General features: G+C 41.2%; 16 protein-coding genes. 9 read left to right on the top strand and 7 right to left on the bottom strand.

All coding sequences use genetic code 11. The features are described from left to right. Positions 1–673: 673 nt before the first annotated feature. Entirely contained in the window at positions 674–895 is a 222-nt protein-coding gene (locus RMY16_RS10640) for a DUF4327 family protein (protein WP_292782333.1), read from the bottom strand. Positions 896–1,513: 618 nt separating this feature from the next. On the opposite strand from RMY16_RS10640, the gene RMY16_RS10635 reads away from it, so the two are divergent. Then, the gene (locus RMY16_RS10635) at positions 1,514–2,746 is read left to right on the top strand and encodes a cysteine desulfurase-like protein (protein ID WP_322736319.1); all 1,233 of its coding nucleotides are present in this window, start codon (positions 1,514–1,516) and stop codon (positions 2,744–2,746) included. 99 nt (positions 2,747–2,845) lie between these two features. On the opposite strand, the gene glp is transcribed toward RMY16_RS10635, so the two are convergent. Together glp and RMY16_RS10625 are read right to left on the bottom strand one after the other, a co-directional pair. Beyond that, positions 2,846–4,111, bottom strand: a complete 1,266-nt coding sequence (glp, locus tag RMY16_RS10630; RefSeq protein WP_322736318.1) for a gephyrin-like molybdotransferase Glp — start codon at positions 4,109–4,111, stop codon at positions 2,846–2,848. Positions 4,112–4,129: 18 nt separating this feature from the next. After that, positions 4,130–4,756 carry a PEP-CTERM sorting domain-containing protein gene (locus tag RMY16_RS10625; protein ID WP_322736317.1) on the bottom strand — a complete coding sequence of 209 codons (627 nt, stop codon included), beginning with the start codon at positions 4,754–4,756 and terminating at the stop codon, positions 4,130–4,132. 308 nt (positions 4,757–5,064) lie between these two features. On the opposite strand from RMY16_RS10625, the gene RMY16_RS10620 reads away from it, so the two are divergent. The 7 genes from RMY16_RS10620 to RMY16_RS10590 all read left to right on the top strand — a co-directional run bounded on the left by RMY16_RS10620 (position 5,065) and on the right by RMY16_RS10590 (position 11,665). Further along, a complete protein-coding gene (locus tag RMY16_RS10620) occupies positions 5,065–5,622 on the top strand; it encodes an RDD family protein (RefSeq protein ID WP_322736316.1) in 558 nt (185 codons plus the stop codon). Between the two features lie 43 nt (positions 5,623–5,665). Then, positions 5,666–5,860, top strand: coding sequence for a 50S ribosomal protein L33 (rpmG, locus tag RMY16_RS10615; protein WP_094351774.1), 195 nt, complete (start codon positions 5,666–5,668; stop codon positions 5,858–5,860). A gap of 2 nt (positions 5,861–5,862) precedes the next feature. Next, a complete protein-coding gene (rpsR, locus tag RMY16_RS10610; RefSeq protein ID WP_012411240.1) occupies positions 5,863–6,078 on the top strand; it encodes a 30S ribosomal protein S18 in 216 nt (71 codons plus the stop codon). Between the two features lie 105 nt (positions 6,079–6,183). Continuing rightward, positions 6,184–8,244, top strand: coding sequence for a ribonuclease R family protein (locus tag RMY16_RS10605; protein WP_322736315.1), 2,061 nt, complete (start codon positions 6,184–6,186; stop codon positions 8,242–8,244). Positions 8,245–8,302: 58 nt separating this feature from the next. After that, positions 8,303–9,274, top strand: a complete 972-nt coding sequence (locus RMY16_RS10600) for an alpha/beta hydrolase (RefSeq protein WP_322736314.1) — start codon at positions 8,303–8,305, stop codon at positions 9,272–9,274. Positions 9,275–9,636: 362 nt separating this feature from the next. Next, positions 9,637–10,479 carry a 2-isopropylmalate synthase gene (locus RMY16_RS10595; RefSeq protein ID WP_322736313.1) on the top strand — a complete coding sequence of 281 codons (843 nt, stop codon included), beginning with the start codon at positions 9,637–9,639 and terminating at the stop codon, positions 10,477–10,479. A gap of 97 nt (positions 10,480–10,576) precedes the next feature. After that, a complete protein-coding gene (locus tag RMY16_RS10590) occupies positions 10,577–11,665 on the top strand; it encodes a hypothetical protein (RefSeq protein ID WP_322736312.1) in 1,089 nt (362 codons plus the stop codon). Between the two features lie 82 nt (positions 11,666–11,747). On the opposite strand, the gene RMY16_RS10585 is transcribed toward RMY16_RS10590, so the two are convergent. From RMY16_RS10585 to hemE, 3 genes are all read right to left on the bottom strand, one after another. Next, on the bottom strand, positions 11,748–13,346 hold the full coding sequence (locus RMY16_RS10585; protein ID WP_322736311.1) for a B12-binding domain-containing radical SAM protein: 1,599 nt from the start codon (positions 13,344–13,346) through the stop codon (positions 11,748–11,750). Between the two features lie 248 nt (positions 13,347–13,594). Continuing rightward, positions 13,595–14,554: an NAD(P)-dependent oxidoreductase gene (locus RMY16_RS10580; RefSeq protein ID WP_322736310.1), complete on the bottom strand. Its 960-nt coding sequence runs from the start codon at positions 14,552–14,554 to the stop codon at positions 13,595–13,597. Between the two features lie 206 nt (positions 14,555–14,760). Further along, a complete protein-coding gene (gene hemE, locus RMY16_RS10575) occupies positions 14,761–15,822 on the bottom strand; it encodes a uroporphyrinogen decarboxylase (RefSeq protein WP_322736309.1) in 1,062 nt (353 codons plus the stop codon). Positions 15,823–16,046: 224 nt separating this feature from the next. On the opposite strand from hemE, the gene RMY16_RS10570 reads away from it, so the two are divergent. Continuing rightward, positions 16,047–16,784, top strand: a complete 738-nt coding sequence (locus RMY16_RS10570; RefSeq protein ID WP_322736308.1) for a hypothetical protein — start codon at positions 16,047–16,049, stop codon at positions 16,782–16,784. 98 nt (positions 16,785–16,882) lie between these two features. Here the strand turns inward: RMY16_RS10570 and RMY16_RS10565 are convergent, their stop codons facing one another. Beyond that, positions 16,883–18,202, bottom strand: a complete 1,320-nt coding sequence (locus RMY16_RS10565) for an ABC transporter substrate-binding protein (RefSeq protein ID WP_322736307.1) — start codon at positions 18,200–18,202, stop codon at positions 16,883–16,885. Positions 18,203–18,500: the final 298 nt, after the last annotated feature.

The raw sequence follows: 18,500 nt of genomic DNA, 5'->3' as shown, positions 1-18,500 counted from the left end.
AATCTTTTAGTATAATTATTTTTCTTGATGTCAGTATTAATTGGTCAAGAATGTGAGGTAGTAGCGCAAGCATCAAGTATTAACTGACACAGTTAAAAAAAGAAGACAGAAAACTTTTGGGTTAGCGCCAAGAATCTAACCTGTGTAGGTTGGGGAACCACTGCGCCCTTGCGTTTTCCCGAATTGTACCCCTACGGGGAAGCAAGCTACGCATAGCGTCTCCCCTTCTCCTTTTGGGAGAGGCTAGCGCCAAGGGAGAAGCAAGTGGCGTTTGAGGAACAAAACCCAACATTTCCTGGACTTTGTTGAGTTGCGCTTTGCTTTACCCAACCTACAATTTTTCTTAACTAAACTGTATTGGCTTTTAACGAGTTCGGTGTTAATAATTATTGTTGGGATAAAGAGGGAAGAAAAAGAGTTTGAGCCTTGTTTACTTCTCCTTACACAGCTTGTTTTGATTGTGGCAACTTGCTTAACAGAGAATTATTGCTACGCCAGCGATGGTTCTCTTGTCTTTTCAAGCACCTAAGTCATCCATAAAGATTTATTGCTTATTTTAATAATCTCTTGCTTATAACTCCCGATTCATTCAAGAGTTTTTAATGTTGAAAAATGAAGTTGTAATTTTGATTTTATTTGGATGCAGCTAATAGTGGTTTAGCTTTATGCAGCCTCAATCATCTTCCCAAGATTCGTGATTCAGTAAATCGATAATTCTATCTCTGAGTAGAAATTCATTTTTTTCTAACTCAAGCTCAAAATTAACCCAGTCCCGATGAGGAATATATTTACAGAGTGTATAAATTGGCTGTTGACGGTTAACAAGTCTCTTTTTAACAAGTTGAAGTGCTTCTTGCTTGATAACCTTGATGTCATATTTAACCGTAGTGTTCATAAGTCGTTCCTTTATTTTCAATTAAGGAATTAGGACTCAAAACAATAGTTGCTTTGACTCTCCCTTAAACTTATCAAATAAAATTGGCGAGAATTGTGAAGAATCAAGACATTAATAGTTGCTGGAAGTTAAATACAGCAGATTTCAACTTCTCTACGAACGCGAACAGCGTGTCGGAGACAGAGGCTACGCCAAAGTGAGATACAGAAATACTCGACTACTTTACTCTTTATAAGGGTTGCCACTACGTTGCTCCCCTGAATTGATTTGTTTACTCTTAGCTTTCCCGCTATGAAAGCAAGTGGGGTGAGACTTGGGGGGGTGTAAATTGTATAGTTCCAAATAGTAAAATACTACTCTTTATGGGTTTAAGTATACCTGTTTAGATAAGTTCTTGCAGAAGATATTTGCAGAAATTAAATAATATACATTATCTAGAACCCTTGTAGAGACGAGACATAGCACTGCTATATCTTTCTACATTCTTTTTCACGAAATCTCTAAAGCAATAAGGCTAGCAGAACGATCTACAAACATCAAAAGAGAATATAGATGTTCTCTGGGTGACCTGTCAGAAGGTAGGCTAGGGTAAAGAACATTCTCTATAAAACTTATACTATGCTCCTGAATCTTGATAAAGTTCGTCAATATTTTCCGGCTCTAGCTGGTGAATGGACTTTTTTTGATAATGCTGGTGGGTCACAAACCTTGAAAAAAGTAGTAGATAGAATTAGCGAATTTCTCCTAAGTTCTGATGTCCAGTTGGGAGCTTCTTATGGGATTTCTCAACTTGCAGGAGAACGATTGGCTTTAGCAACTAGGGGAATGGCTACTTTCATTAATGCTAATTCTTATAAAGAAGTGGTCATGGGGCCATCTACTACAATGATGTTGAAAGTTCTCTCAATGTGTTTGGGTCAAACCTTTACACCTGGTGATGAGATTATTGTTACTAATTGTGACCATGAGGCTAATATTGGTGCTTGGGTCGCTCTTGAAAAACAAGGAATGAAGGTTAAAGTGTGGCAAGTTCGTCCAGATACTTTAGAACTTCATTTAGCAGATTTAGAACCATTGATGAGTCAGCGCACAAAACTGGTAGCCTTGACTCATGCTTCTAATGTTCTCGGAACCATTAACCCGATCAAAGAAATTGCTGCATTTGTACACGATCGCAATGCCATGATTTGTGTAGATGGTGTAGCTTATGCACCTCACAGATTAGTTGATGTCCAAGATTTAGATGTTGATTTTTATACTTTGAGTTTTTATAAAGTCTATGGCCCTCACCATGCCTTACTTTATGGTAAAGAAGAACATTTATTAAGATTGCCTGGTCTTAACCATTATTTTATTGACCAGACAGACATACCTTATAAATTTCAGTTAGGGAATGTCAATTTTGAATTAAGTTATGGAATGTTAGGTTTATGTGATTATTTAAGTGAATTAGCACAACTGCACTACAGAAATGAAACAGCACCTGATTTGAGAAACCAAATGGTGCAAGCGTTTGATTTAATTAGCATACATGAAGAAAAAATTAGCGATCGCCTCCTAAATTACCTCAACAGTAAGCCGAATGTACGAGTGATTGGTCAAGCAAAGGCTGACCGTAAATTCCGTGTACCAACTATATCTTTTGTTGTCGATGGAATAAATAGCTCAACCATTCCGGCAAAAGTTGACCAACATTATATTGGGATTCGCTATGGGGACTTTTATGCTAAACGGCTCATTGAATACCTGGGGTTAGCATCCCAAGGTGGAATAGTCCGGGTGAGTATGGTGCATTACAACACCCTTGAGGAAGTTAACCGCTTGATTGAGGGTTTTGAGCAGATATTTTAAGATTGGGCTTTAAGCATGGAGAAGACACAAGGTAGACAAGGAAGAGACTTGTTCAATAATTCCTTTTTGTCTCCTTGTCTCTCCATTCCCTACTCCTAATTAACCATTACTAAGATACAAAACTTGCACTTCTTCTTGTGGCGAAATTAAGGTTTTACCCACAGGTAGAACGGCTAAGGCATTTGTTTGAGCTAAATTAATTAAATTACCAGAACTGTGACTACCACCAGCTTTGTGAAATTCGTAAACACCATCAATTAAATGCAATTTACCCCAAAGGTAAGTTTCACGTTTACCGTTCGATCGCAATTCATCATGCGATCGCACTTTCAAAAATACTGGTTCCCAACCTTCAGTTATTCCCGAAAGTTTCTTGATTGCTGGTAGCACAAATCGCCAAAATGTCACCAACACAGCAGCAGGGTTTCCTGGTAAACCAAAGTATAGTGCTGAGTGTGGAGAGACGCGATTAATCGCGTCTGTACTGGGGAAAGTGGCGACAGTCAGGGGTTTTCCTGGACTAATTTGCACAGCCCGAATGTGGATTTTTGCTTTTAGTGACTCTAGAATTTTGTCAACATAGTCATAATCTCCCACTGAGACGCCACCTGATGAAAGAACTATATCAGCGATCGCAATGGCGTGGGCAATAACTTTCTCCAAAGCAACTGGATCGTCTTTCACAATGCCTAAAATTAACGGTTCTGCGCCACTTTGTCTCACTAAAGCTGCCAGCGCATACTGATTAGAATCCACAATTTGCCCTGGTTGCAACGGTCGATCGACTGTCATCAACTCATCACCAGTGGAAAAAATTGCCACACGCGGACGGCGGTAAACACTTAATTGCGGACACTGTGCTGCTGCCAATACGGCAATTTCTGAGGCATTTAACTTAATTCCTGCTGGTAGTAGTTGTGTTCCAGCTTGATAAAAAGATGCTTGGTGTCTGACAAATTCTTGCGGTTTTGGCGCATCCAGTATAAATACGCGGTTTTCCTCGCGGCGTGTTTTCTCTTGCATGACTACAGTATCCGCACCTACTGGGATTACCGCACCTGTAAAAATTCGTGCGGCTTGCCCTGGTTGAATCGTAGACTTGTGCTGATACCCAGCCGGAATCTCTTCAACAATTTTTAAGATGGTTGGTTGTTCGGTGCTAGAGTGTTGTACGTCTTCGTAGCGAACTGCGTAGCCGTCCATTGCCGAATTATCCCAATGGGGAAAATCTAGCGGACTGGTGACAGGTGTTGCCAAAATGCGACTATCTGCTGTCAATAAATCTACAACTTCTGTATCCCGTTGACGATCCAACGGCTGCACCAAATTTAAAATAATTGCTTGTGCATCGCTGACTGATAACATAGCGATCGCCTCCAACTTTTATTCTTGCGTAGCTTTGTCTAGATTTCTATAAGCGGTAAATCCCAAACTACACACTGCTAATAAACCGATAATTATGCTTCCTTCGGGGACTTTGGATACCTGAACCGAATTGTTACTTAAATCTAGGATTTGCTTTGTGCCTGCCGCATCTCTATTGTTAAAACCAAATTCTTTCGCTAGAACCTCATCACTAAAACCTTGGTCTATAAGTGCGAGATTATTATTAAGCCATGTGTCGCCAGGAAACTCGTCATCTTTGCCAACATCAAAGGGGCCAAAGATTTGCTCGGTAGTGCTATCAAAGTTGAATCTTAAAAAGCCGTAGTTAGATACCCTATTAAGCACTGGAGTGAAACTATTTATCAGATTACTCAAGGGATCAAAGAAGGAAATTGAGAGAGATTGCAAGTTTTTCGTAGCTCCCAAACCAGCTTCAGAAATGACGCTGGGAGCAGTTGTTGTATCGTAGTTAAATGAACCTTTCGCTGAATAACCTGTGTCTCCTTTCCAATTAAAGTTAAACTCAGCAGCATGAGCCAGGTTGTTGGTGGTTATGGCGATCGCTAACGCTAAAGTAGTAGTCGTCACCAAACTAATAGCTGTTTTAGGAAACAGATGTGTCATAGATACAACTTCCAAATTAATTAAAATGAAGTTTCTACAACAATACAATATAGATGTACAACCCTACTGTATGTTGCATCCATGATATGTAGCGGCTACTCTCTGAGATGCCAACTAAATAAACACAGGGTATCAAAATTTCCTTAACTACTTAATCCTATTTTTGAGTCGTGCAGTTGGTAGTTGTACAAATTTTGTTGGCTGGTTTTTGTTCCTTTACAGCGCAGCAACTAGCCAAGTCATCATCTTAATATTAAAACAGGAGCGATCGTTATTTCCCAACCCCTAAATAAAAATACCTATTTTATATGACTATCGAACGACTTCCCCAAAAACACTATCCCAAAGCTGAGATTGGGCGGCGAGGTATGGCATTGGGACTTGATTTCCTTGGTGTCTGGTTAGTCAGTTCCCTACTGGGAGGCGGCGATATCGGGATTCAATTTGTGCAAATCCTAGTTTTTGTCATATTTTGGCTGATTTTGCGGGTGCTGGTGGTATACAACAATCAAGGGCAAAGTTTAGGGCGTTGGGCGTTCGATTTAAAGGTGCTGGAAGTCGAAGATGGAGAAGTAGTGGGTAGAATTCCAGATTTGCTCTCACTAGTGAAGCGAGAGGCGATTATTGGCTTGGGTGCTTTATTTGTGTCAATTGCCCTGAGCAATATTAGAGCCAATCCCACTGCTATACTGCTAGTAATTCCTCTAGCAATTGATTGTGGGACTGCTTTCTCTGATACCCAGATGCGGCAGGCTTTACACGATCGCTATTGTGGAACTTTCATCGTTTCGTCGCGTCGTGGCTACTCGCTCGATATAAAAATTAAAAGATTAGTTGAAAATATACGGCGGAATGTGAGAAGATAGTCATTTGTGTTAATTCTCTTCAGGCTTCACTGTTTGTAAGATTATGGCTAAGAGTAAAGGTGCCCGCATTATTATCACACTAGAGTGTACTGAGTGCCGGACAAATTCAGATAAGCGTTCTGCTGGTGTTAACCGTTATACCAGTACTAAGAATCGCCGCAACACTACTAACAGGCTAGAACTGAAAAAGTTCTGCACCCACTGCAACAAACATACTGTTCACAAGGAAATTAAGTAGAGATGAGTTATTTCCGTCGTCGCCTTTCTCCGATCAAGCCAGGAGAACCAATCGATTATAAAGATGTTGATTTATTGCGTAAGTTTGTCACCGAGCGGGGAAAGATACTGCCACGTCGGATTACCGGGCTTACGTCTCAGCAACAGCGAGAGTTGACATTAGCAATTAAACGTTCGCGGATTGTGGCTTTGTTGCCATTTATCAATGCAGAAGGCTAAAAAGAGTGATGAGTTATGAGTGATGAGTTAAGAATCAAAACTCCTAACTCCTACCTCCTAACTTAAAACTATTTAAACTGTTCACCAAATTAGAGTGCGAGAGTTGTGGAGAAGGGGACGCTAGTTGAATTTAGGGTTCAAGGCGATCGCCGTCTGGGCATCGTAGAACGTCCAGACGGTAAAACCCGCTGGTTTGTGGTAGACGAACGTGGTCAATCCCACAGCCTCGCGCCTAGACAAATAACCTATACAGTTACTGGACAGACTTACAAGGCTTCTGAGATTGCCAGCTTTTTGGAGCAGATCAAGCCTTATTTAGACCCATCTAGCTTAGAAGTGGCTTGGGAATTACTGGTTGAAGATGGGGAAATAGTTACCCCAGACCAAATGGCGAATCTGCTATTTTCAGAATCAGCTGCGCCTCCTTGTTACGCCGCCCATTGCTTGTTATCAGACGACAAACTTTATTTCAAGCAAAAAGGAGACGCTTACGAGCCGAGAACTGCTGCTCAAGTGGCAGAACGCAAGCACCAACTGGAAGTAGAGGCACTAAAAGCTAAAGGACAGCAGGAATTTTTAACTCGTGTAGAGCAGGCGCTCAAAGGTGAAGCAGTAGAGTGGCAGCGCTATGATCGCCAGCGCTTAGAAGGACTAGAAAAATACGCAGCGCTAATAGCTGATACGGTGCGGACGGGAGTTAATTATGACTCCTTGGCTCGCGCTTATCCGCCCAGCGCTCCAGTATTAGAAACTATGACCATGCTGGGACGGCCCACAACACCCCAAGGAGCCTTTCAACTATTGGTGGATTTGGGTTGCTGGAGTCCTTATGAAAACTTGTTCCTGCGTCGTTCTTCAATTCCGATTCAATTTCCTCATAAGGTATTAGAAGTGGCGCAACAGCGTTTGGATTTCCCGCCGATTGACTCAGATACAAACCGCCTTGATCTGACTCACTTGAAGGTTTACACCATTGATGATGAAACTACCACAGAGATCGACGATGGTCTAAGTTGGGAAGTACTGCCTGATGGACGGGAACGGTTGTGGGTGCATATCGCCGATCCCACTAGATGGTTAGTACCGGAAGATGAATTAGATTTGGAAGCCAGAAAGCGCGGTAGTACAGTCTATTTGCCGACGGGAATGATTCCCATGTTTCCAGAAGTGTTGGCAACTGGGCCAATGAGTCTCATCCAGGGAAAGGTTTGTTGCGCCCTCAGTTTCGGGATTATTTTAGGGACAAGTGGGGGAGTAGAAGATTACAGCATTCATACCAGCTTGATTAAGCCGACTTATCGCCTCACCTACGAAGATGTAGATGAAATGCTGCAATTACGGGTGCAAGCAGAACCGGAAATTGCTGCGATCGCCACTTGGGCACAGCGGCGCAAAGCTTGGCGTTACGCTCAAGGGGCAATTAGCATCACTATGCCCGAAGCGACGATCAAAGTCAAAGGTGAGGAGATCCACATTGATATCTTGGACGATTCCCCATCGCGGCAACTAGTAGCAGAAATGATGATTGTTGCCGGTGAAGTTGCGGCTCGTTATGGTAAAACTCATAACATACCTTTGCCATTTCGCGGTCAACCGCAACCAGAATTACCTCCAGATGAGGAATTGCTTCTACTTCCAGCCGGATTTGTTCGCGCTTGTGCCATGCGTCGTTGTATGCCCAAGAGTGAAATGAGCATTACGCCTTTGCGTCATGCTGGTTTGGGCTTGGATACCTACACTCAAGCAACTTCTCCCATCCGCCGCTACAGTGACTTACTCACCCACTTTCAAATTAAAGCCCATTTACGGGGTGAAGTTCTGCCATTTTCCGCAGATCAACTTAAAGAAGTGATGATGACTGTCACCAGCATCACCCAAGAGGTGACGATGGTGGAACGACAAACTAATAGATATTATGCTCTAGAGTATTTACGCCGTCATCCAGAGGAAACTTGGGATGTAACAGTGTTGATGTGGTTGCGAGAAGACAGCAACTTAGCTCTAATTTTGTTAGAAGATTTGGGCTTGCAGTTGCCAATGGCTTTCAAACGTTCTGTGAAGTTGGGCGAACAGATAGTGGTGAAAGTTAGCCACGCCGATCCACAAAAAGATATGATCCAGTTTCAAGAAATAATTTACCAAGAAGCTCAGACAGCAGCGAATTAACTACATAAGCTACGCTATAAAAAACTCCAACCACTGCACCCGTCATCAAACAAGAGGAATGATGCAAGCAATAAATCATCGCTTGATTGAGACTAACGGCATCAAAATGCATATTGCTGAACAAGGTCAAGGAAACCTTGTAATCCTATGTCATGGCTTTCCAGAATGCTGGTACTCTTGGCGACATCAGCTTGTAGCCCTTGCAGAAGGTGGATTCCATGTTGTTGCGCCCGATATACGTGGTTACGGGCAGACAGACCAACCAGAGTCAGTTGAGGCATATAATATATTGGAGCTAACTGGCGATATCGTTGGGCTGATTCATGCTCTCGATCAAGAACAAGCCATCATCGTCGGGCACGATCAAGGTGCAACTTTAGCTTGGCATTGTGCGTTGTTACGTCCAGATTTGTTTAAAGCGATCGCTTTACTAAGTGTCCCTTATCGCGCTAGAGCCTGGGAAAGTAGACCGCCAACAGAAATGCTAAAACGGATGTCGGGTGAGCAACAGTTTTATATGTTGTATTTCCAAGAACCTGGTAAAGCAGAGGCAGAACTAGAAGCTAACGTTCGTAAGTCTCTTCGGATGATGCTCTATTCTGCCGCCGGGGATGCACCTCCTGAAGAAAGATGGCGGTTTGTGTTCGACAAATCAGAAAAATTTCTAGACACTTTAACAGAACCAGAGCAGCTTCCGAGTTGGTTGAGCGAGCAAGACCTTGATTTTTTCACCCAAGAGTTTGAGCGAACCGGATTTCGAGGCGGGTTGGCTCGATATCGAAACCTGGACAGAGATTGGGAACTCACGCGCTTTTTGAGTGGCGCAAAGCTCCAACAACCTGCTTTGTTTATTGGGGGAGAGTTCGATGCAGTTGTGACCAGAAATCGAGAACTCGTCAACAATTTAGAAAAAACAGTGCCGAACTTGAGAAAAAAGGTATTGCTGCCAAACGCCGGACATTGGATTCAGCAGGAACAACCTGCTGAGATTAATCGGTTGCTGATCGAGTTTTTAACGAACCCGGCATAACCAATCTCTTGCAGCAGGCAAAGTTCCTTCGTCTATCGTTTAAGTTCTTTCGCAGCCGCTACTGATGTTTGACTCTGGGTTTGTAAGTAATGTGAGTTCGGGACAAGCTCAAAGCATGATTTTATCGTTGGCTGAAACTCTTATTCCTTCGTATAACTAGCAGTAAAATCGTTTTAACCCGAACTGAGGTTAACTACTTTGTCATTCGTAATACTTGCCAGAAGCTAGTATTATCAATTACGAATTATTTTAACCTTGCTCCAATTCCTGTCGGTTACGATATCGGGTACATTGAATGAGGTACTAGTTATGATGTCTAGCAGAATTGCATTTGAAAAAAGCGATCGCTTTCTCTAGCCAATATGTCAAAAAATTATAATAAAGTAATTATTTTTGATACCACCATGCGTGATGGAGAATTGACGCCTGGTGTAAAGATGAATTTGCAACAAAAAATCGCTATCTCCCAATTGCTCGAAGAAATGGGAGTAGATATTATTGAAGTCGGTTATCCAGGAAGTTCTCAAAAAGATTTTGATGAAGTCTTTAATATTTCTAAAATTATTAAAAATTCTATTATTTGTGGGCTAGCTAGTTCCAATTCAGATGAAATAATCACTCTTGCTGAAGCAATTAAACCAGCAATCAGAGGTAGAATTCACACTTATACTCCGGTAAATCTGAAAAATCAGTCTAAATTAACCAAACAAGAAGTATTAGCAACAATCAAAGAGAGTGTTTCTCTAGCACGCAATTACTGTGATGATGTAGAATGGAGCGCTTTTGATGCTCCCAGAAGTGAGCCAGATTTTTTGTGTAAATCTATTGAAACTGCAATCAAGAGTGGTGCTACTACTGTTAGTATTCCTGATAGCTTAGGTTTAGCATCGCCAGAAGAGTTTTCGCAACTTTTGCAAATGATTTTTAATCGAGTACCCAATATTAACGAAGTTGTTGTTTCAGTACACTGCCATGATGATTTGGGTATGGCAGTAGATAATTCACTCATTGCTTTAAGTTGTGGTGTAAGGCAAATTGAATGTGCAATTAATGGTTTGGGTGCGAGGAAAGGTAACGCAGATTTAAGTCAAGTTGTGATAGAGGTTTTAAAACAGGGGAATTATCAACTTGAGATTAACACTTCGTTAATGAGTAAAGCGGCAGAGTTAATTTTTCAAATCACTGGGATGGGAAAGGCAAAATAGCTAATATAAGTAAATACAAGTAGACATAAATCAACATAAGTATAATTTTCAACAAAATCAAAAAAAAGAGGATAGCATATTAGTTTTCAGAAACAGTATGCAAAAGCAAGACTTTTATCGCGCCGATCCTGTAGCCCGTTGGTTAATTGACAAATGCAAATTGACACCTGTCAGTTTAGGAATGCTCTCAATCGTCATTACATCTGGTTTTTATTTAATTGCTGCTACGGTAAGTAAGACGTTGATATTACATGAAAAACACTTAGGATTGCTACAGGATTGGTTCGCCTGGGTGTGGATCTGCCTGCTCAATCCAGTTATTTTTGGCTATTACTTGTGGTCATTTAAGGCAATCTATCAGCTAATTGAATACCTTGAACAATCGGATATTGTTGACACTACCGAAGCAGAAATTAAGTTGGTATTATTGCCTTACCAAAAGCCGTGGCGTCAATTTGTTGGATTAGTAACAGCGATCGCTTTTGGAATCTGGTATTTCTCCGTACAGCAAGATGTTTACAACTGGACAGGATCTGATGGAGGAATTCCTGCCCTGACGGGTGCAATTAACGCTGTTGCAATATTTTACGCAGGGAGTATAGTAGTGTTGAACCTAACAACTAATGTTTGGTTACTGCATGAACTTTTGGGTAAGAATAATAAGCAACTTAAAATTAATCCACTCCACCCCGATCGCTGTGGCGGTTTGAGTCCGTTAAGCCAATATTCACTAAATACAGCTTACCTAGCGGCTATATTTGGTACGATGATCACATTGAGTAAGTATCAATTTATTAGTCAAGGAATCGCGCAGGAGTATTGGTACTTTAATTTCACAATCTTACTCTATATCCCCATATCCTTAGTGTGCTTTTTTGGCCCTCTTCTTGCCGCCCGCAGAGGTATGAGAAAAGCTAAAGAAGAATTATTAAGCGAGATTGCCAGGCAGTTTCAAATAGATTATAAACGCATTCATACAAGCTTGAGTAGCGATGGAGAGGCTTTGAAGAAAGAAGCTGTAAAACTTCAAGAATTGCGTTCTATCTACACATTGACTAATGATTTTCCTGTGTGGCCTTTTGATGTTACAACCTTCCGTCAATACTTGCTTTCTGTAGTGACACCGCTTCTCCCGCTGGTAATCAAGTTAGGAGAGTACTATTTTAAGCGCATGGTTGTAAAGTAAGTTAAACTCAAATATTGCATTTGGATAATTTTAATTGAGAACGGGTAATAAGTAATTTATTTACTATTACCCATTACCAACCTTAACTAACTACCGCTTCAGCTTTTTCCTCAGCTTTTTCTTTTACTAAAACATAAGGCTTTTCTGCACCTTGTGCTAAATACTCAGCTAGCTGACTTTCAATTTGATCGCGGACAATTTGGCGATACTCTAGAAAATGCTCGTTGTGGGCGCAAGCAGCGATGTAATGCTCGATAACTCCAGGGTTACGCTTGAGAATGCTAAACAAATGATGCCAGAATTTCCAGCGGGTTTCGCGTTTGATTCCTTGTCGCCAAATCACAATCAGCAACGCTTTTATAACTACCCACTCTGGCATTTTTGCTGGTGCTTTCCAACTCGGCAAACCCATCATCAAGAAACAGCGATAGGTGCGATCTAAGTACTGTATTGGATCGTATAAACTACAGAATGCTTCAATATATTCTCGCGCAAGTTCTTCTAAAGGACGGGTGGGTAGGAAGTTCATCAATGTTGTTTGGTTGATGTTTCCGTCTTGATTTTCCCGTAATCTTCCTTCCTTTTTCAGGCGATGCCAAAGCGCAGTATTAGGTAACGCTTGTAACATGGCAAAGGTAGTTGAGGGAATTGCTGCTTGTTCAGCAAAGCGGACAATGCGATCGCCTGCACCGGCTTTTTCACCATCAAAGCCGATAATAAACCCAGCCATTGGGCGCAATCCGGCTTTGGTGATGGTTTGTACTGCCTCAGTTAGAGAACTGCGAGTATTTTGAAACTTCTTAGTCATTTGCAAACTATCCTCATCCGGCGTTTCGATTCCTAAAAACACCGCCGAGAAACCGCACTCAACCATCAACTCCAACATTTCTTGGTCTTGTGCTAAGTCAACTGAAGCTTCCGTGTCGAATCGGAAGGGATACTTATGTTCTGCCATCCAGACTTTTAACTCTTTCAGCAACAACTTCACATTTCGCTTGTTGCCAATAAAGTTGTCATCCACCATGAACACACCCCGTCGCCAACCCAATTCATAGAGGTAATCTAACTCTGCTAAAAGTTGGGCTGGGGTTTTGGTGCGCGGTTTGCGCCCGTAGAGAACAATAATGTCGCAAAATTCGCATTGGAAGGGACAGCCACGCGAAAACTGCACCGACATCATGTCATAAGCGTTCAATTCCAATAAATCAAAACGCGGTATTGGTGTGCTTGTGACATCAGGCTTTTCTGTGGCGCGGAAAGTGCCAGATGTGTCTCCTCTTTTTATTGCCTCAATAAACATGGGTAGCGTGATTTCCCCTTCATCCAGAATGAGAAAATCTGCGCCAACATTTTCAACTTCATGAGGTACAGAGGTTGGGTAGGGGCCGCCAACTGCGACTAACTTGCCACGTTTTTTTGCTTCCTGAATTTGTTCAAGTAAATCTTGTTTCTGGACAATCATCGCAGAGAAGATTACCACATCTGCCCATGCCCATTCTGCTTCTGTTGCTTGGCGGATGTTGCGATCTACCAGCTTGAACTCCCATTCTTGGGGCAAAATCGCGGCTACTGTTACTAAACCCAGAGGTGGTAATAAAACCTTGCGATCGACTAACTCTAGGATTTTTTCATAAGACCAAAAGGTTTTGGGAAATATTGGATACACTAACAAGATTCGCATGTAGTATCAATCCTCACACTTTGATTGTTATCCCACTCTAACGAAAATAAAGAGTTATTGACTTTTTATTAAAGTTGTTTTATTTTACCATTGATATTTTTAACCCAAATCAACGGACTGGAGAGCAGAGAGAAAAGAGGTAATTTTCCATTCTTCACCCATACCCAATGACCTCAGACGCTCTCTACGAGATGAGGATAATTTTCTGCTAATATTTTCCAAACGTTGTCAAAAACCACAGATTATAATCAATTTTTAGCCTTCTCAACACCACTAATTTTCAAAACATCACTCATGGTTGCACAATAATTTGGCAAGCCGAAACTATCGGGATTGATGAATTTTTCGTATGTGAAATGCCGATAGTTCATGCAAAACCGATCCCAAGCGGCCATGCGAATGCGGAACAGAATAATAATCAAATTAGCCAATGCTATAGATATGGGAATGCGAAAGTAAATCTTTTTGCCCAAATATGCACAAACTTGTTTTACTGCTTGATTAGCAGTTAACGGTGCTTGACCTAAAATCAGTCGACGTGGTTCCTCATTTTTGGCAGGATGATCGATCAAATATCGCACAACAGTGGCAATATCTCGTCCGTGGATAAAGTGAAAACTACCATCTGCTTTTAAAAAACGAATTAAATTAATATATTTGGTAACTTCTGTAATACCAGATGTGACAGCAGAATAGGGTTTATTCGCATCACCGCCCAATACTAAAGTCGGAAAAACTGTGGTAATTTTGGGTGCGATCGCTAATTTTTCTTTTTTCTCTAAGCACTCATATTTAGAACGGATGTAATCTGTCCCAATTTCCCCGGCTTCTTTTAATGGTTGATTGTAGCGATCCAAAACGCTAGCTGTCGAAAAATAAATCACCTGTTGGCAACGTTCTGGATCTAGCAGTTCGAGCAACTCTATAGTTTTGACAACATTAATATCAAATGTCTGATCGCCACCCCAAGCTGTGGCTGTGAGTACCGCTGTATCAATTGTGGATAGCAAATCGGCAAATTGGCGAATATTTTGCATATCACCTTGCAAAATGTTGATACCCAAACGTGCCTTGGTATCAACTTGCAGTTTACTTGGGTTCCTAACTAGTAGATACAGTTCGTGATCTGTTTCTTTAATTAAGGCTTCTGTTAAATAATGACCTACACAACCACTTGCACCAGTCACTAAAATCCGCTTCTGGCTCATAAATAATTTATTAAAAGTTAGGAGTTAAAACTAAAGAGTTAAGAATAAAGTTAAAAGTTCCGAATCAGAAGCTATGAATCAAGTTAAAAGTTAAAAATGATGAGTTAAAAATAACTCGGCATCTCGCAACTGATAACTCCTGTACAGACGCGATTAATCGCGTCTCTACTCATAACTCCTAACTCTTAACTTATAACCCATAACTCCTAACCCTTAACTCCTGCAAGATTCAATTCCTTTGCTGTTTCAAAGAAGAAAGCGACATTTTCTTCGGGAGTTTCTGGTAAGACACCATGACCGAGATTGAGAATATGACCCCAGTTGCCAGCTTTGCGAACGGTATCGAGAATGCGATCGCGGATAAACTGTTTAGAGCCGAATAGCACGCCTGGGTCAAGATTTCCTTGAACTTTCATTTGTTTACCCAATCTGGCTCTTGCGTCTGCCATATCTACTGCCCAGTCTACAGTGACAATATCAGCGCCAGATTGTCCCATTCTTTCCAACACACCCGCACTACCGCTAACTAGCAAAATTAAAGGTGTATCGGGATGGGTTTGTTTGACTTGCTGGAAAACTCTCTGCTGATAGGGGAGAGCAAAGGTGTCATAATCTTGAGGACTCAATTGACCCGCCCAAGAATCGAACATTTGCACAACTTGAGCGCCACAGTCAATTTGATAGCGGGCATAGATGGCGATCGCATCAGCTAATTTAGCTAATAATTGATGCAGTATCACCGGGTCTGAAAATGCCATATTTTTGATGATGGAGTAGGTTTTAGAACCTTTTCCTTCAACTGCATAAGCTGCTAATGTCCACGGCGCTCCCACAAAGCCCAACACCGTTGATTTATCGCCTACTTCCGAACGCAGCGCTTGCAAAATTGTTTTGATAAATGGTAGAGCTGCTTCTGGTTCTAAAGGATGCAAATTATCAATTTGTCCTTGAGTGCGGAGGGGCGAGTGAATGATTGGCCCTTTACCTTCGGCGATATCCATGTCAATGCCCAAACCAGGTAATGGGGTGACAATATCAGAAAATAAAATTACTCCGTCTGGTTGGAAAGCTTTCCACGGTTGCAAAGAAACTTCAATTGCTACATCTGGAATTTCCGAGCGATCGCGAAACGAAGGATACTTTTCTCTTAAGTCTCGATATGCTTTCATATATCGTCCCGCTTGTCGCATCATCCATACAGGGGGACGATCTACTACTTCACCACGAGCAGCACGTAAGAGATGAGGAGTCGTTGAAGAAACACCCATTTATTACTTCATCCTAAAAGAGTCACTTTTTTATGCCACTGTTTAGCTTATCATTCTGGGATTACGCTTTATTAGCAAGTTGTCAGCAAAAGCCCTAGTCCCTTTACACCAAAGGGAAATCGGGTCGGAAATGGGATAAAACAAGAATTAACAAAGAAAGTGGAATATAAAAGAATTTCGTCACTCTTTTATGTTGTCTCCACTATCTACTCTCTTAATTCCCTATGCAAACTGACTCTAACAGTCCCGATCATCTTGCATCTGCTAATAATGAGCCTAATCCAGGAAAGTATTTGATTCCGCGATCGCAGCGGCAGAGGTTCTTTATTCAGTTTACCGTAATGACCCTCATCGGATGGGTTGTGGGTGGCGTTGCCAGTATCGCTTTAGAGAAAATTATTCTCCAAAATCTCTCACCTAACATTGCTAATCAACCACAAACATGGAGCATTTTGGTTAGAAGCCTTAGTAACGTTGTATTTGCCGTGATTTTCGCTGCTGACCAAGCTCTTGTGCTTTACCGATATTTACCGAGTTGGCAGTGGCTATTTGCTACTAGTGTAGGTTGGTTGATTGCCAATGGTGTTTCTACAGCCTGGATTAACTACATTTCAACCATTGCCTCATCATCTTCTGAAGATACTTTGATTTTTGGATTTTTGTCTGCGATCGCATATATAATTTCTGGAATTTGGCTAGGGATTTGCCAATGGTTGGTGTTGAGGCGATATACAGCAGGTATTTGGTGGTGGAATTTTGTACCCTCAATCTCTTTCTTCTGGATCACTATTTTGGTTTGGTTGCTTTTTATTATGCAAAATTTGATTCCAGAAACCTACCGTACTCCCATACTATATTGGAGTGGACAAGGACTGACAGCGGCGATTTTAGGAGCCATACCAGCAATTGGGTTGTGTACATTGAAAAGAAATTTACATCCCAAAACTGGAGTTTCTTCCTAACTTTTATCAATATATTCCATAACCTTAATATTTATGACTCGTCCGCGCATTCTCCAACCCGGTCAAAGTTATAAATTCAGTAAGTATTTTGAATTCATTTATTTACTATCCCAAATAGTGTCTAAACGCTCTTGTGCTATTTTGAGAGCTTTGTTGGGAGATTCACCCAGCAATGTAGCCTCGATAGCTCGACCAAGACTGTCAGAAAGACGGCTATATCCGGCAATAATCGGTCGAGCACCAGCCAGAGGAATTTGTTCCATAAACACTTTTAACAAAGGTTTTTTGTTGATGAATTGCTGATAAGCTACACTTTGTGCTGCTTTAATATTAACTGGTAAAAAACCAGTACCGATACTCCATTCTGTTTGGAATTCTTCACTCAAAACATACTCTAAAAATTTGAGTGCGGCTTGCTCTCTTTCTGGTGTGGTCTTCATCAAATACATATTTCCAGTAGCTGTCACCGTAGCAGGTTTCACATTTGCAGGTATGGGAAATACGTTAAAGTCAACATTGGACTTCATGATATAAGTCCAAGGGCCTGTGATCTGCATTGCAACGCGACCTGCAATAAAAGCGTCTTCTTCATAACCTCGCTCTGATGAAGAAAGGGTTGCAGAACCATCTTTTAATAGGTCTTGCCAAAATTGTAAGGCTGCGATCGCTCCTGTATTCGTCAAATTTGGACGATTATTTGTTACAACCTCTCCCCCAGCACTCAATAAAAAGGGGAACCAAGTAAAGACAGTCCATTCTTCCTTTCCTAAAGGCAGTAATATTCCGTATTGTTCAGGTCGATTGTCGCCATTGCGGTCTATAGTCAATTTTTTGGCAGCTTCCCTCAACTCTTGCCAAGTCTTAGGAATTTGCGTAATTCCCGCAGCTTGGAAAAGTTTGGGTCGGTAAAAAATGCCTAAATTGCTTGTGTAGAGGGGGATTGACCAAAGATGATCGTCTAATTTTAATTCTTCCCATAGGTTGGGGCTAATTTCTGACTTTAATGGAAATTTTTCCAGCCATTCTTCTAAAGGACGGATTGCCCCTAGTTCCATAAATTGGCCTGTTAATTGAGGATCGAATGACAAAATATCTGGAGGCGCATTGCCCACAACTGCTGTTAATATTTTTGGCAATTGCGGTTGACCTATAAAGATAGATTTCACCTTCACATCAGTATGAGTCTGATTAAATTTATCTACTAGTTTATTAAACACATCCCGGTTAACAGGGGGATTGATTGATTGCCATAGACTCAGATTAATCACTCCGTCATTCCTCTGGACTGTGCTCTGACAACTATATAAGAATATGAAACATATACTCAGAATAATTGCCATCAGTGAAACCCGCCAAGCAGAATTGGTTAACTGTCGAACAAAATTGTGAATTTGGGATTGGAGAATGATAACTTTCATGCCAATTTATAAATTTTTTGTGCATCTATCACTTTACCCTTCTTAAACCATAGCGCCGTGTGGCCAATTCTATGAAGGTTAAATTGCTTTACTCTCAAACGTTCATAATCATGTAAGGCTTTTTGACAACCATCCCAATGAGCATAGCCATTTATCTAAATAATCCCATTAACAACAACTCTGTTATAAAGGTTATTCAATATATCTAATTGATGTCCAATATCTCTAAAAAATATTTATCCTCTTGCATCAGAGTGAAATATAATCCGATCGGATAGATACAGGAATACAACCTCCA

Source organism: Nostoc sp. DedQUE12b (assembly GCF_034530835.1).
Classification (GTDB): Bacteria; Cyanobacteriota; Cyanobacteriia; order Cyanobacteriales; family Nostocaceae; genus Nostoc.
This window is presented reverse-complemented; position numbering and strand designations above follow the sequence as displayed.

Excerpts from the sequence above, each read along its gene's own strand:
- hemE (WP_322736309.1), bottom strand. The coding sequence starts at position 15,822 with ATGGGTGTTTCTTCAACGACTCCTCATCTCTTACGTGCTGCTCGTGGT.
- RMY16_RS10595 (WP_322736313.1), top strand. The coding sequence starts at position 9,637 with ATGTCAAAAAATTATAATAAAGTAATTATTTTTGATACCACCATGCGT.
- RMY16_RS10585 (WP_322736311.1), bottom strand. The coding sequence starts at position 13,346 with ATGCGAATCTTGTTAGTGTATCCAATATTTCCCAAAACCTTTTGGTCT.
- RMY16_RS10565 (WP_322736307.1), bottom strand. The coding sequence starts at position 18,202 with ATGAAAGTTATCATTCTCCAATCCCAAATTCACAATTTTGTTCGACAG.
- RMY16_RS10640 (WP_292782333.1), bottom strand. The coding sequence starts at position 895 with ATGAACACTACGGTTAAATATGACATCAAGGTTATCAAGCAAGAAGCA.
- RMY16_RS10625 (WP_322736317.1), bottom strand. The coding sequence starts at position 4,756 with ATGACACATCTGTTTCCTAAAACAGCTATTAGTTTGGTGACGACTACT.
- glp (WP_322736318.1), bottom strand. The coding sequence starts at position 4,111 with ATGTTATCAGTCAGCGATGCACAAGCAATTATTTTAAATTTGGTGCAG.
- rpmG (WP_094351774.1), top strand. The coding sequence starts at position 5,666 with ATGGCTAAGAGTAAAGGTGCCCGCATTATTATCACACTAGAGTGTACT.
- RMY16_RS10590 (WP_322736312.1), top strand. The coding sequence starts at position 10,577 with ATGCAAAAGCAAGACTTTTATCGCGCCGATCCTGTAGCCCGTTGGTTA.
- RMY16_RS10600 (WP_322736314.1), top strand. The coding sequence starts at position 8,303 with ATGATGCAAGCAATAAATCATCGCTTGATTGAGACTAACGGCATCAAA.
- RMY16_RS10620 (WP_322736316.1), top strand. The coding sequence starts at position 5,065 with ATGACTATCGAACGACTTCCCCAAAAACACTATCCCAAAGCTGAGATT.
- RMY16_RS10570 (WP_322736308.1), top strand. The coding sequence starts at position 16,047 with ATGCAAACTGACTCTAACAGTCCCGATCATCTTGCATCTGCTAATAAT.
- RMY16_RS10580 (WP_322736310.1), bottom strand. The coding sequence starts at position 14,554 with ATGAGCCAGAAGCGGATTTTAGTGACTGGTGCAAGTGGTTGTGTAGGT.
- RMY16_RS10635 (WP_322736319.1), top strand. The coding sequence starts at position 1,514 with ATGCTCCTGAATCTTGATAAAGTTCGTCAATATTTTCCGGCTCTAGCT.
- rpsR (WP_012411240.1), top strand. The coding sequence starts at position 5,863 with ATGAGTTATTTCCGTCGTCGCCTTTCTCCGATCAAGCCAGGAGAACCA.